Consider the following 14,700-nt stretch of genomic DNA (forward strand, 5'->3'; position numbering starts at 1 on the left):
TAGCTTCGCTGAACTGACGCTATGTTGTTAGTTATGGGTTGTAATTCCTCATTATTGAATAAACTTTGCATGTTTGCGGTAAGCCTGAATTGGCTGGCCATTAATCCCAACCAGTAAGGTATTATTAATAGTAACTATACTTCTGACATCTCCTTTAATCTGTAATCCGGAGCTGCGTTGGGGAATATAGGTAAAATTTCCATTGCCCTCCCCTTTGAGTAATACGCCATAATTGGCATCATACTTTCCGAAACGCAAACGGGCTTTATTAATATTGCCACACAGCAGCAGATCTTCATGGCCATCTTCATTATAATCCAGAGCAGTAATACTAAAAACCGGCGAAAGCTGCGCCTCCAGTGGTAGTGCCTTTTCCTGGAATTTCCCATTAGCATCCTGGATAAATAAAACAGTTTGCAGATAGTTTGCCGTTAAGTGGCCTGCTCCTTTTAGTTCTTCCGGTGAAAATATATCGTTTAGCGTAGCATCTGCATAGCTTTTATAATCTTTAAAACGGGTACGCATAATGCTCATCTGGTCGAGTAATTCATCGCGGGTTACGTAGGGATACGATTTATCCTGAATATAGAAACAGAAAACAGGATCAATGGAACCATTGTCATCAAAATCCTTGTAGTACAATTCAGCTGGCTGTTTTTCACTGGCCCGGCACTGGGTATTCAGCCCCTGGTTTCCGATCACCAGATCAGGTTTTCCATCTTTATTCAGGTCTTCCACGAGCAATTTATTCCACCAGCCAGAATAAGTTTTAGAAAAATAAGCACTGGTCTGATCGCTGAGTTTTCCATTGACCAGGCCAAGAACAGTTATAGGCATCCACTCTCCAACGATAATCAATTCGGGTTGTTTGTCTCCATTCAAGTCATGCCAGGCCGCATCGGTAACCATCCCTATCTTCTGCATGGTTGCGGCCAGAGTAGCGGTCATATCTTTAAAATGGCCTTTTCCATCATTGATTAACAAATAACTCCTGGGTATTTCGGGATAGCTACCTGGAATCATTCTTCCACCCACAAATAAATCCAGGTAGCCATCCTGGTTTATATCTGCTGCCCTTACGCAGCTGGTGCTGGTGTGCATTTTCGGCAATGCTTCTTTGTTTTTTGTATAATTGCCAGTCCCATCGTTGATATAGAGTCTGTCCTGCAACAGTGCATCGTCGGGCATAAAGTTGTGGTAGCCGCCACTGGCTACATATAAGTCCGGAAATGTATCGCCATTGGCATCGAAGAACAAGGCATTTGTATCTTCACTTAATTTATCCGCCTCAAAAGCTGCAACAGGTTTGCTGCTAAACTGCCCGGTTTTCGTTTGCAGATACAATCCTCCAGCCTGTCCGGCGCTACCGCCTGCGAAAACATCTTCCAGGCCATCGCCATTCACATCGCCTTTTACCAGGCATGGCCCGGAATATGATAAAGGATTGATCAGCAAAGGCTGGCGTTTAAAATCATTTATCTGACTGGCCTGATGTACAAACTTGAGGGGTGATTGCGCTTCTTCAAATACCGGAACCGGAACAGGTTCTGCTACCGGCTTTCCTGATCTGGCCTGTTTTTCCTCCAATACAAGCAATGTATCCGCCTTCACATGGGTCAGGAGCTGTGTTTTGCCGCTTTGCCAGGTTACATACAACGAATCTATATTTTTTTCTGTACCTAAGCCAATATGTAAAACCGGCGAAACACTGGACTGATAGCCTCTTGCTGGCATTTGTTCCAGATATTGAATTTTACCTTTGCGATGTACACGTATTTTGGCACCGATACCTGAAGTATTTTTCCCTTCTCCCAGCAGTTTCACTTGCAGATAATGGCGTTTGAGCAGTTTTTCAGCCTGGTTCTGATACACAAAAGCAGGGCTATTGATATTATTTACAATCAGGTCAAGATCTCCATCATTATCTAAATCTGCATAAACGGCACCATTGCTATTAGATGCGGCAGTCATTCCCCAGGCTGTTGTTTGATCTATAAAGGTAGAGCCACTGTTATTTTTATAGAGGTAGTTTTTTACATTGGAAGCAGGGATCTGGTGAACCAGTTGTAGCAGATCGTTGCGCACCATATTGCCTGCTTTCTGCTGAATGAAATCGCTCATGTATTTCATAAAATCCATATTGGTAAAATCCCTGGTAAAACCATTGGTTACAAACAGGTCTTTCCAGCCATCGTTGTCATAGTCAGCAAAAAGAGGTGCCCAGCTCCAGTCGGTATTGGAAACACCAGATAATTGTCCTGTTTCTGAAAAAGAGCCATTGCCATTATTTATATGCAACATATTGCGCATATACTGGTAATAGAAACCGGAGCGAAGGCTGAGATCAAATTTTTCATAATTATCTGGTGCAAAGAGCAGTTTTTGCCTCCGGTTATCTTCCGGCAACATATCCAGGGTATAAATATCAGGCAGGGCATCGTTGTTGATGTCTGCTATTTCATTCCCCATAGAGAAGTGGGAAGTTTGTCCCAGATGCGCCTGTACTTTATCAGTGAAAGTACCGTTTTTGTTATTGATATATAGATAATCTGGCACCGTATAATCATTTCCTATATAGATATCTGGCCATCCATCTGCATTGATATCTGCAATAGCAGCTCCAAGGCCATAAGAAAGGGTTGAACTATGTATTCCTGCCTGCTTGGTAATGTCAGTAAAAACATTGTTGTTATTTTTAAATAACCGGCTTCCACTCTGAGTATCTGCTTGTTTTAATAAATGTGCTGTAGATACATCGTCGAGTATGGGTAATCTCTCAGGATTATGATTCAATAAAAGCAGATCAAGATCAGTATCTTTATCAAAATCGAAAAAAAGTGCATGCGTACTGTAAGCAGTACTGGCCAGGCCATAAGTTGAGGCCTGCTCTGCAAAATGAGGTATGCCTGTTGAATCCTTTCCCTGGTTAATAAATAACTCGTTTACCCGCTTAGGAGCTGGCAATTTACCGGAATAGCATACATATATATCCAGTAAACCATCTCCATTCACATCAGCCATGGTTACACCTGTTTTCCAGGGGCCTTCCCTACCAGCCACACCAGCTTTAGTTGTAACATCTTCAAAGCGCATATACCCCTTATTGAGATACAGTTTATTAGGTTGCATATTCGCTGAGAAATAAATATCATCCAATCCATCTCCATTTACATCGCCCACCGCTACCCCGCCACCATTGTAAAAGTATTCGTACATCAGCACATTCGTGTTAGGCCCTTCTGTTAAATTATTGCTAAACGTAATTCCGGTTTCTGCTGACGGCAGTAAAGTAAAAAGTGGAGGAGTTGAAGGAGCAGTTTCAGACGTTTTTGCAGGCTTTTCTGCATCTGTAGCCGTTTTCTGTCTGCAAGCATCCAGACTCAAAGTCAGAATGATCAGACAGACAAGGAATAAATGATATCTGATTTGTAACAAGTTAATAAAATAAGTATTAGCCCTAAAATAAAAAATCTATGCCAGTGATAATAAACTGGCATAGATTATAAAATTACTCAAAAAATCTTACTGTTGGTGACCAGGATTGTTAACTAATTTATTATTTCTGTTCATTTCATCCCGGTGAATAGGCATGAAGTACATTTTATCGTCCCACTTACGGTTTTCTACGCCCGGATCTATATCCTGCACAGTATAAGTATATGTATAATTATCTTTGCTATACGCATACGCTGGTACCGTTTTTCCTGGTTTCAGTGTACCGGAAATTCTGATAATTCTTGCTTTCTGGCCAAGAGTTTCAGGCGCAATCATCCAGCGGCGGGCATCATAGAAACGTTGCTCTTCAAAGGCCATTTCTACATTCTTCTCATTTCTGTAACGATCCATCAAAGCAGGTCCGGAATCATCAACAGCAGGCATGCCGGCCCGGAAACGGATTTTGTTTAACCATGCCAACGCTTCTGCTTCTTCACCTAATTCAATACAAGCTTCTATGTAATGGAACACAATTTCTGTAAACCTGATCTGAGGAGAAGGCACTGACTGTCTGGTATTCTGATCCTGAAAAGTTACGTTATCAATGGTATTGTTGATAAATTTCCGTATTCCATATCCGGTACGGGTTCCATTCCAGTTTTCTATAGAGCTTTGCCGGGTATCCAGTCCCTGGTGAACAGTTGGACTGGCGGCACTTCCTATCTGGTATGTACCCATTTGTATCTCACCTCTTGGATCTATACCTTTTCCATCGGGGGTGCGGGTCTTAAAGGGTGCACCATCATACAATACAGTAGCATAAAAACGTGGATCTCTATTGTCGTAAGGGGCAGCGGCATGTGCAGGATTAGTCCAGTCGAATTTGGTACCATCCATCATTTCATAATCATCTACCAGGTTTTGAGTAGGCTCAGAGGAGGTCCAGCCGTGATAGCCATTAGGCATGTTATTGCGGGCAAACCAGGCGCCGTCTTCACTTTTTAAATCATTAAAATATCTGATAAATATTCCATCTTTCTCGCCACCACCTGTAGAAAGATACATATTTGTGTAATTCTGGCGGCCTTGTTCAGGGGTAACCGGGGCAGCTAAATCAAGTGAATAGCCATATTGATTCAGATCGATTACAGCTTTAGCAGCATCTTTGGCCTTTTGCCATCTGGCTGCCTGATCACCACTGGTATACCCTAGTAATTCTTTATTGGAATACCCAGCTATTAAACCAGATTTAGCACTGGCAGCAGGAATATCATGCAGGTCGCTGGCTGCATAGGTTAGCACACGGGCTTTCAAAGCCAGTGCAGCGCCATAAGTTGCACGTCCTGCTTCCATAGATTTGCCCTGTAAGAGCAGAGCAGCTGAATCCAGGTCGCTCACAATAAAGTTCACACACTCCTCATAAGTATTTCTGGCTATGGTATAATCCGGATCGCCTAAAAGATATGGTGTTTTTACAATAGGAACTGCTCCATAATAACGCAGCATCTGGTTGTAAAAATAAGCTCTCATAAAATAACTTTCTCCTTTCAACCGGTCAGCAATTCCATTTGTACTTTCAAATTTAGGCACTGCCAGGTTTTGTAAGGCAAGATTTGCTGCCCGGATCATAGCGTACATATTACCCCAGGCATACGTATCGTTTACCCATCCGGTATTGGCAGGGCTAATAATAGATTCCATAATATCCTGTTTGCCAAAATTGTACAAGGCATTATCTGTAATGGTTTCCATATTCTGCTGGTCCAGTATTCCATCACGTAAGCCATTATACAATTCTGTAACAGCGGCATCAGCAAGTGCAGCATCGCTCCAGACTGCCGTTCCCGGAGCTTTATCCAGGGGCTGTGTATTTAAGAAGTCATCCTTACAACCTAGCAGGACGGCTCCAGAAATCACCATGACTACAATATAATTTAGTATTTTTTTCATCTGTTTAGATTTTAAACCTTTTATGTGAACCTTGCTATTACTTAGTATTTTATTAGTAGACCGCTAATAACAAGGTTCAAGTATGTACTTTTAATTAAAAAGTTAAGCTTATACCAGTATTAATAATTCTGGATTGTGGATAGTACTGCACATTTCCGTTGAGTGATTCAGGGTCGAAAATGTCTGTTTTATCCCAGGTAAGCAGGTTCAGCCCATTTACATATACTCTCAGGTAGTTCAATCCTACTTTTTGTCCCAGAGTTACTGGAAGGGTATAGCCTATTTCCAGGTTTTTCAAACGGATATAATCTGTATTCTTCAGCCAATAAGTATTGTTATTAGAGAAGTATTGATTATTTCTGTCAACGGTACGTGGATGCTCAGTGCTGGGATTATCTACGGTCCAGCGGTTTTCATAGCTCCAGGCCAGGAAGTTACCAATTGTACCTGATTCTGTTTGCAAATAGATTTCTCCTCCGGCAGCTCCCTGAAACAACACTGATAAATCAAAGTTTTTATACCTGGCTCCAATATTAAGACCTCCCTGGAAAGTAGGCTGGCTGTTTTTGTTTCTTCTCACCATATCATCCCCATTTAGTTTGCCATCCCCATTTATATCCTTAAACTTCATGTCTCCCGGACGAAGTGTACTAGCACCTACGCCACTATAATCCAGTGTATTAGCATCTATATCAGCTTGTGTAGCAAAAATACCGTCATACTCATAAAAATTTCCGGTATTAATAGGCTTTCCGGTAGATCTCTGATATTCAGGTGCGCCTGGTGTTTCATCCCAGAATATAATTTTATTCTTAGCATATCCACCATTTACACTCACGTTATAGCTGAAATCACCTACCTGGTCATTATAGCCAATATTGAATTCAAATCCGCGGTTTTTAACTTTTCCTATATTTTCGGCAGGCAATGTCATACCTGTAGTTTGAGGAATAGAAGCACTTCTGCGCCATAAGATATTAGAACGGTTATTCTCGAATACATCAAGTTCAAAGAATATTTTTCCGTCCAGCATTTGTCCATCTAAACCTAATCCGGCATTATTAGCTACTTCCCAGGTAAGAGCAGTGTTAGGTACTCCATTTTCACGCAGGGTTTTTGCAAGCTGTCCTCCTATAGGATAGGTATTATAAGCATAAGTAGCCAGGTAATCGTACTCCCTTAATGCACCTTCAAATTCTACATAATCATTACCCAGCTGCCCCCAGGAACCTCTTAGTTTTAAGTTACTGATAAAGCGGATATTGTTTTTAAAGAAAGCTTCTTCAGAAATTCTCCATCCGGCTGTAATTCCTGGGAAAAATCCGTAGCGGGTATTTTCCGGGAACATATACGAGCCATCATAACGCCATAAAAATTCTGCTATATATTTCTCTTTAAAGTTATATCCGACACGGCCGAAATAGCTCAAACGGGCACGTTCCCAGGCACTTCCACTATTATCTTTTTCACGGTCGCCCCCGGCAAACAGCTGATCAATAGCTGTTGAGGGGAAGAATCTGCGGCTTGCATTGAAAAATTGTCTATTAGATGTTTCTCTGTTTATACCAGCGAGTAAGGTTATCGCATGCTGCTCAGCAAAGGTACGGTCATAGGAGATGATACCTGTAAGCAAGGCATTAATCTGATCGCCGCTGCCCTGATTCATCTGTGCCTGAGAAGGCCCACGTTGTACCTTTTGCAATTTAGGCGTTACTCCGTCAGCTTCTAATGTTTTATTATCCCAGCTATAGATATACCATGGAATCTCAAATCTTTTGGTTTGCTGTATATATTTATCAAGGGCGGCTGTTCCGCTCACTTTCAATCCCTGTACCCAAGGAATGGAGATATTGATTGTACCATTGCTCTGTAAATAATACCGGGTATCTTTATCATATCCCGACTGACTTGTAGTGATTAACACAGGTTGTTCACCATTCTCAATGTCAGGACCTGGCAAGCCATTAGGCCAGTAGGCCGGGCGGTAAGGATACCCACGCATTAACATCCTGAAAATTGTTCCGGCCGATCTGGTAGGAAATTCACGGTTTTCCTGGCGGCCTACCACACCGAGTGAGGTAGTAATGTATTTATTTACTGTTGCATCCAGATTTAAACGCAGGTCGAATTGCTTGTAGCCAGTTGCTGAATTTCTATAAAAGGCATCCTGATTTTGATAACCTATAGAAGCCAGATATTTTACATTTTCAGAACCACCATTAAGTTGCAGATTATGACGTGACTGAGGAGACCACGGCTTTAACGCTGCATCGAACCAGTCTGTATTTGGATGTGTCCATTGATTAGAACCATCTCTGAACTTCTGCATGTCGTCCGGTTTGAATGTAGCATTGGTTACTGCTCCATTATCGGGCCTTGTAAAAGTTCCGTTAGTTTTAAAAGCTTCGGAGGCTGCACTCCAGTATTGAGAAGGTAGATTATACAAATCTATTTCATTTACCATCTGGGCATATTGTGCAGCTGTAGCCATTTTAGGTATAATGGTTGGTTGCGCCCATCCCTGATTAAACGTATATGACAACTCAGGTTTGCCGGTTTTACCACGTTTGGTAGTTACCAGAATAACTCCATTTGCTGCTCTGGAACCATAAATAGCGGCAGCTGCATCTTTTAATACAGAAATGCTTTCAATATCAGCCGGATTTAACCTTTCAAGACCACCCTCTCTGGCGGGAACCCCATCAATTACAATTAAAGCATTATTATTTCCTAAGGTATTAGAACCTCTGATACGGATGGTAGATCCATCATATCCTGGTTCACCGCTTCTGTTGGTAGCAATAACACCGGGCATACGGCCAGCAATGGAATTTGAAATATTAACAGAAGGAGATTTTTGTAATTCGGCTCCCTTTACAGTAGCTACAGAGCCAGTTACTGTTACTTTTTTCTGTTCGCCATAGCCTACTACTACTACTTCTTCCAAAGATTGTATATCGTCAGCCATAGTAATATTTATGGAAGTCCGGTTGTTAATCGGAACTTCCTGTGTAGCATATCCAATAAAGGAGAACACCAACGTTCCATTACCATCTGGTGCAGTCAAAGTATATTTACCGTCCGCATCAGTAGTAGTCCCAGTTGTAGTTCCTTTAATAATTACGTTTACACCGGGCAAGCCACTATTCTGGTCATCTACGACTGTTCCTGTAATAGTTACATCAGCAAATAAACTTCTTGTTCTTTGAAGCGCTATTTTTTCCAGCGAAACTCTACTCACCTGCTGCATTGCTTCGGATTGGGAATTGGAAGCCAGCAGGAAATTGTTTTCTATTTTTTGCAGGCCGGATGTTTCTTTGTTGGCTACTATAATATAAAAGTTATCAGCTGTCTTTTTATATTTTAGAGAAAATGACCTCAGCACTTGTGTGAGCGCATCTTCCAGAGAATTGAACTTTGTTTCAGATATACTTACTTCTTTGTCTTCTATCAGTTCCGATTTATAGGCAATAGAAACCCTGTATTTTGTTTCCAGGTCTTTTAAAATACTTTTTAAAGTACGCTTACTGGCTTGCTCTACTGCATAGGTTTCGCTTGCCACATCGGGTTTGTAGGAAGCAAACACCTGTCCGCTGGAAGATAAACCGTAGCAGCACACAACCATGATGAGGCTGCAGCGTTGTAGGATTTGTTTCATGAGGTTAATGGTTTAGATAAATACATTTTAAATAATAGGAAAACTTAGAAATATACAATTTTTATCCAGACATAAGAGTAGAAAGATTTAGGTTCATACTTGAAATTATTTAGTTGTTTGCATTTTACGAACAGTAACCTGGTTGCCGGTACGGGTAATTTTTATTTCGAACGTCTGGGCAATGTACTGTAGCAGAATATCGGTATTGCCTAACGGAATGGAGCCCGATACCTGTTGCTGTAATAACTCAGGGTGAATCACTTTCACATCGAATCCATAATTGGTTTCCAATAGCTGTGTAATCTCAAGCAGGCTGGTGTTATCCAGCAGAAGTTTTTCTGATTTCCAGGAAGAATAAATTTCGGGATCTACTTTCTTCTTGATATACCTGTCAGAATCTTCGTTAAATTCCACTAGTTCGCCGGGTTGCATCAGAAAGCTGGTTTCTGTCTGGTTCATCTCATGGGTTTCTGAAATATTTAGTTTGATGCTGCCTGACTGAAGTACAATACGGGTTTTGTTTTTTCTCCGGGATACATCGAATTCTGTTCCCAGTACTTCTACCTGCAGAAAATCATCCGTATGTACAATAAATTTCTGGTGGCTTGCCGTATGCACAACCGAAAAAAATGCTTCCCCTTCCAGCCATACTTCCCGCAGCATATTTCCTGACCAGTCTTCCGCAAAAGAAAGGGTAGAATTGGCATTCAATGTGACAACAGACCCGTCTGGCAAGGTTATTTTTTTAGTTTCTCCATAAGCAGTAGTATACTTATTTGTATGTGTCCAATCTTTCAGCAGAAAATAAGCCAGGGCTACTACTAATATACCAGCGATACCGGCAGCAATCTTTTGCATATTGAATATAAAGCTGTCGGCCTGTTTTTTTACAGAGATTTCAGAAAAAAATGTTTTGTCTCTGGCAATGGTTTGTGCAGTAATCGTATTTTCCAGAATAGTCCATATCTGATTTGCTTTATGTGCAGGCATTATTTTGCGCTCAAACGGAATAGCTTCAATAATACTTCTTGCGTCGGCGATGGCTTGCTGCTGCCCGGGATGTTCCACAATCCATTTGTGCCAGAAAGCCTCAGACTCCCTGGTCGGACGCTGTACCCATTCCTGGAAACAGGCATCCATTACAAAATCATCGGTGGTATACCCTTCAAACTGCATAGAGGTCGGTATATATTGTACCAGAATGGTGTTGATATAGCGGTTGTATTACTAAAGAGGGAAAGTATAGTGGTTTGTCCCTGCTTTTCTCAATAATATTTTCATTTTTTTCTAAAACCCCAAATACCTGCCTGGTTTCTTGTATATGCGCATAATAAGGTTAACTATTTCTATGAAAGTGGAAGGCCTCACGGCTGTGGTAATGTACAGAATGTATAGGTAAAGGAATTAAATACCAATAAATACACTAAGCAGAAGACTGTAAAAGAAATCCTGTTTGTGTAATTCTTTGCGTAGCACTTGTATGGCCAAAGAAACCAGATTTCTTACCGATTTATAGGAAAGTGACATCACCTCCATTATTTCTTCGTAGCTCAATTTCTCGTAATAACGTAGATAGAGTGCTTCTTTCTGACGTTTGGGTAAATGATTCATAGAAAGCGCAAGCTTATCGTGCCCCTCTTCCAGGATTTGCTCATGAATTAATTCGGCTTCGCTAGATTCAGCATGGGTTGTCTCCAGGAAGTCAGCGGCTTGCCGGGATAGATTCATTTGTTTTTTTCTGTTTTCAATTTTACTAATTAACTGCCGCCTGAATGCAACCAGCAAATAATATTTGATTGTTTTCACCTGAGCCAGATTCTTTCTTCTCAGCCACAAATCCAGAAATAATTCCTGAATACAATCGCATACCATTTCCTCGTCTGAAACTATGGTGAGCCCATATCCATACAGCATATCCTTGTACTGCACAAATATGTACGAATATGCCTGCTGGTTGCCTCCTGTAAAAGAACGCCATATCTCAGGTTCATTCTCAGGAATGAACAGATCAGGGATGACAGCAGGTTTTTCTATGGGCGTAAACATAACATAACAATTAGATCAGGCGTGCCGGTAAGACTATAGAAATAACTGGCAATAATTATAAATTAAAACAATAAAATCAAATCAAACAACTTCTAAATTTTAGCTTTAGTAAAAGCCAATAAAAAACAGCTATGCTCTTGCGGATAGTAATACTTCTTATTTTATCAATTCCATTTATTTTTTTCACAAAAGGCTATGCTCCATCAACCAGCATAAGACACAGAATAGGCAATTTATTAGTACTATAGTTTAATAACAATAATAGATACTTAAAGAATGAAAATCTTTCTATATATTATCCAGTTCTGACTATATTTTATCTTTTTGAAGCGCCTTATTTAGTTGCCAGGCTATAAAATTATAAACCTTTGAATGATGAGCAACAAAGGTTAGCTCTCAATGTTATAGAAACAAAAAGGCTGAAACCTTGCGATTTCAGCCTTTTTGTTATAACTGACGATAACCTATTTCGCCACCTCAGTCTCCTGGCGATTTTGTAAACGGATCAGATTAAGCGCAGAACCAGCCTTAAACCATTCGATCTGGCCTTCATTGTAGGTATGATTGGCCAGTACATAATCCTTAGAACCGTTGGCATGATTCAGGATAATGATCAATGGAACACCGGGCGTAAAATCTTTCAGACCTATAATGTCAATCGAATCATCCTCCTGTACTTTATCATAATCCTTAGGATTCATAAATGTTAGTCCCAGCATCCCCTGTTTTTTCAGGTTGGTTTCATGAATACGGGCAAATGATTTCACCAGTATCGCCCGAACGCCTAAATGTCTGGGTTCCATCGCTGCATGTTCCCGGGAAGAACCTTCTCCATAATTCTCATCTCCAATTACTACAGAACCAATACCAGAAGCTTTATAGGCACGGGCAACGGCCGGCACTTCCGCATACGTTCCAGAAAGCTGGTTTTTTACACTATTGGTGCGGTCGTTATAGGCATTGGTAGCTCCAATCAGCATATTATTAGATATGTTATCCAGATGACCTCTGTATTTGAGCCAGGGACCAGCCATAGAAATATGGTCAGTAGTACATTTGCCTTTCGCTTTAATCAACAGTTTTAAGCCGGTCAGGTCGGTGCCTTCCCAGGGTTTAAATCCTTCGAGCAGTTGCAGGCGGTCGGAAAGCGGATCTACTTTCACCTGTACGCCAGTGCCATCTTCTGCGGGAGCCAGATACCCGGCATCTTCTACGGCAAATCCTTTAATCGGCAATTCCAGTCCTTTTGGTTCATCGAGTTTTACCTGCTTGCCTTCTTCATTGGTTAACGTATCAGTTACTGGATTAAAAGTAAGATCACCTGCCAGGGCCAAAGCTGTAACAATTTCCGGAGAGGCTACAAAGGCATGTGTATTGGGGTTGCCATCATTGCGTTTGGCAAAATTCCGGTTAAATGACGTAATAATAGAATTTTTACGGTTGGGATCATCCATATGCCGTGCCCACTGTCCGATACATGGTCCGCAGGCATTGGCCAGCACGACACCGCCCATCTCATCAAAAGTTTGCAGCAAACCGTCTCTTTCAGTGGTATAACGCACCAGTTCAGAACCTGGTGTAACAGTAAATTCAGATTTTGCCTTCAGATTTTTAGAAACGGCCTGTTCAGCAATAGAAGCTGCCCTGGTCATATCTTCATAGGAAGAGTTGGTACAGGAACCGATCAAACCTACTTCCAGTTTAGCCGGCCAGCCATGCTCTTTTACCGCTTTTGAAAACTGCGATAAAGGCCATGCCGCATCAGGCGTAAACGGTCCGTTGATGTGTGGTTCCAGTTCAGAAAGGTTGATCTCAATCAGCTGGTCATAGTATTTAGCCGGATCAGCATATACTTCATCATCAGCCCGTAAATATCTGGCTACTTTGTCCGCTTCAGCCGCTATATCCGCCCGTTCAGTACCTTCCAGGTATTCTTTCATTTTCTTATCATAGGCAAATACCGAAGTGGTAGCTCCGATTTCAGCACCCATGTTACAAATAGTGGCTTTGCCGGTACAGGAAATACTTTCCGCTCCATCGCCAAAATATTCTACAATATATCCGGTTCCTCCTTTTACGGTCAGAATGCCAGCTACTTTCAGAATTACGTCTTTGGCAGCTGTCCAGCCACTGAGTTTACCGGTTAGCTTTACGCCAATAAATTTAGGAAACTTCAACTCCCAGGCCATTCCGGCCATTACGTCTACCGCATCAGCACCCCCTACCCCAATCGCAATCATTCCCAAACCACCGGCATTGGGCGTATGAGAGTCCGTTCCGATCATCATCCCACCAGGAAAAGCATAATTTTCCAGTACCACCTGGTGAATAATACCAGCACCGGCTTTCCAGAAACCAATGCCATATTTATTAGAAACAGAAGCCAGGAAATCATATACTTCCTTGTTCTGGTTATTGGCGGTTGCCAGATCCTGGTCTGCACCAATTTTTGCCTGTATCAGGTGATCGCAATGCACCGTTGAAGGCACAGAGACTTTGGATTTACCGGCTTGCATAAACTGCAATAATGCCATTTGAGCCGTTGCATCCTGCATGGCTACCCGATCCGGCGCAAAATCAACATAGGTTTTACCTCTGTCGAAAGCTTTGGTAGGCGTGCCTTCATACAAGTGGGCATACAATATTTTTTCGGACAAGGTAAGCGGACGGCCAACTACTTTTCTGGCTGCTTCTACACGTTCCCCGAAACGGGCATATACTGCCCTGATCATTTCTATATCAAAAGCCATATTTGTTATATATTTAAAGGAATAACAATTGTATTATGCAAAATGGTGCGAACAAAATTATTAAAATATAAATGATTTAAAAATAAATCATATGGACTTATCCACAGAACCCAAAAACAGTTTCTAAGCAAAAGAAGTAAGAAATAGCAGAGAAAATTATCAGTTTAACTGAAAACTTTATATAAAATTCTGCCGTCGCATCATCCTGAAAAACGAACTCTTTGCCTGATTTTATTATTTCTGAACAGGCTTTGCCCATATCAGATAAATGATTCCCATAAACTTGCGTTCACATTTTATAATTTCCAATCCGGCCCGATGAACGAGCTGCAACATATCACGGTCGGCATGACAGCCGATAAAACGGTATTGCAGGGGATCATAGGCATGCTGCACCCATTGGAGTAGCTTGTAAGAACTTTGTCCATGTTCCATCAGCAATATATTTCCGTCTTTTTTACACCAGCTATTCATTTTTTGTAATACACTCACCGGATCAGAATAGGCACAAATGGAGAGTGTAGAAACGATGGTATCAAAAGAATGTGGTGCAAATTCCAGTTCTTCCAAAGCTGAAACTATGAATTGGGCAGGAATGCCGGTTTCTGCGGCAGCTTCTTTCGCTTTTTCAATCATGGCCGGACTTATGTCTACACCGGTTATGACAGCATCTGGCGGATAAAACTTAAAATTAGCTCCAGCTCCTACTGATACTTCCAGAATATTGCCCCTGGCAAAAGCCAGTAATTCTTTTCGCCACTCCTGGTCAAAGCCATTTTTGCGTTTCCGTAAGCGGGCATATTGTTTTGCCTGTTTATTATATAGGGTAATAATCCTTTCCCTTTCCTCCATGACTCAGCT

General features: G+C 41.4%; 7 protein-coding genes. All 7 read right to left on the bottom strand.

Features of this window, described 5'->3' with window-relative positions; genetic code table 11:
- Positions 1–51: 51 nt before the first annotated feature.
- The 7 genes from GXP67_RS13790 to GXP67_RS13820 all read right to left on the bottom strand — a co-directional run bounded on the left by GXP67_RS13790 (position 52) and on the right by GXP67_RS13820 (position 14,691).
- The gene (locus tag GXP67_RS13790) at positions 52–3,435 is read right to left on the bottom strand and encodes a VCBS repeat-containing protein (RefSeq protein ID WP_232065208.1); all 3,384 of its coding nucleotides are present in this window, start codon (positions 3,433–3,435) and stop codon (positions 52–54) included.
- An 87-nt stretch (positions 3,436–3,522) separates the two neighbouring features.
- The gene (locus tag GXP67_RS13795; protein WP_162443649.1) at positions 3,523–5,385 is read right to left on the bottom strand and encodes a RagB/SusD family nutrient uptake outer membrane protein; all 1,863 of its coding nucleotides are present in this window, start codon (positions 5,383–5,385) and stop codon (positions 3,523–3,525) included.
- Between the two features lie 94 nt (positions 5,386–5,479).
- On the bottom strand, positions 5,480–9,043 hold the full coding sequence (locus tag GXP67_RS13800) for a SusC/RagA family TonB-linked outer membrane protein (RefSeq protein ID WP_232065217.1): 3,564 nt from the start codon (positions 9,041–9,043) through the stop codon (positions 5,480–5,482).
- Between the two features lie 105 nt (positions 9,044–9,148).
- Complete coding sequence (locus tag GXP67_RS13805) at positions 9,149–10,219, bottom strand: FecR family protein (RefSeq protein ID WP_162443650.1); 1,071 nt, start codon at positions 10,217–10,219, stop codon at positions 9,149–9,151.
- Between the two features lie 228 nt (positions 10,220–10,447).
- Positions 10,448–11,089: an RNA polymerase sigma factor gene (locus GXP67_RS13810; protein WP_162443651.1), complete on the bottom strand. Its 642-nt coding sequence runs from the start codon at positions 11,087–11,089 to the stop codon at positions 10,448–10,450.
- Between the two features lie 464 nt (positions 11,090–11,553).
- Positions 11,554–13,839, bottom strand: coding sequence for an aconitate hydratase (locus GXP67_RS13815; protein ID WP_162443652.1), 2,286 nt, complete (start codon positions 13,837–13,839; stop codon positions 11,554–11,556).
- A gap of 234 nt (positions 13,840–14,073) precedes the next feature.
- Positions 14,074–14,691 (bottom strand): class I SAM-dependent methyltransferase, encoded by a 618-nt coding sequence (locus GXP67_RS13820; protein WP_162443653.1) that lies wholly within the window; start codon positions 14,689–14,691, stop codon positions 14,074–14,076.
- Between the last annotated feature and the right edge of the window lie 9 nt (positions 14,692–14,700).

Source organism: Rhodocytophaga rosea (assembly GCF_010119975.1).
In the GTDB taxonomy this organism is placed as follows: domain Bacteria; phylum Bacteroidota; class Bacteroidia; order Cytophagales; family 172606-1; genus Rhodocytophaga; species Rhodocytophaga rosea.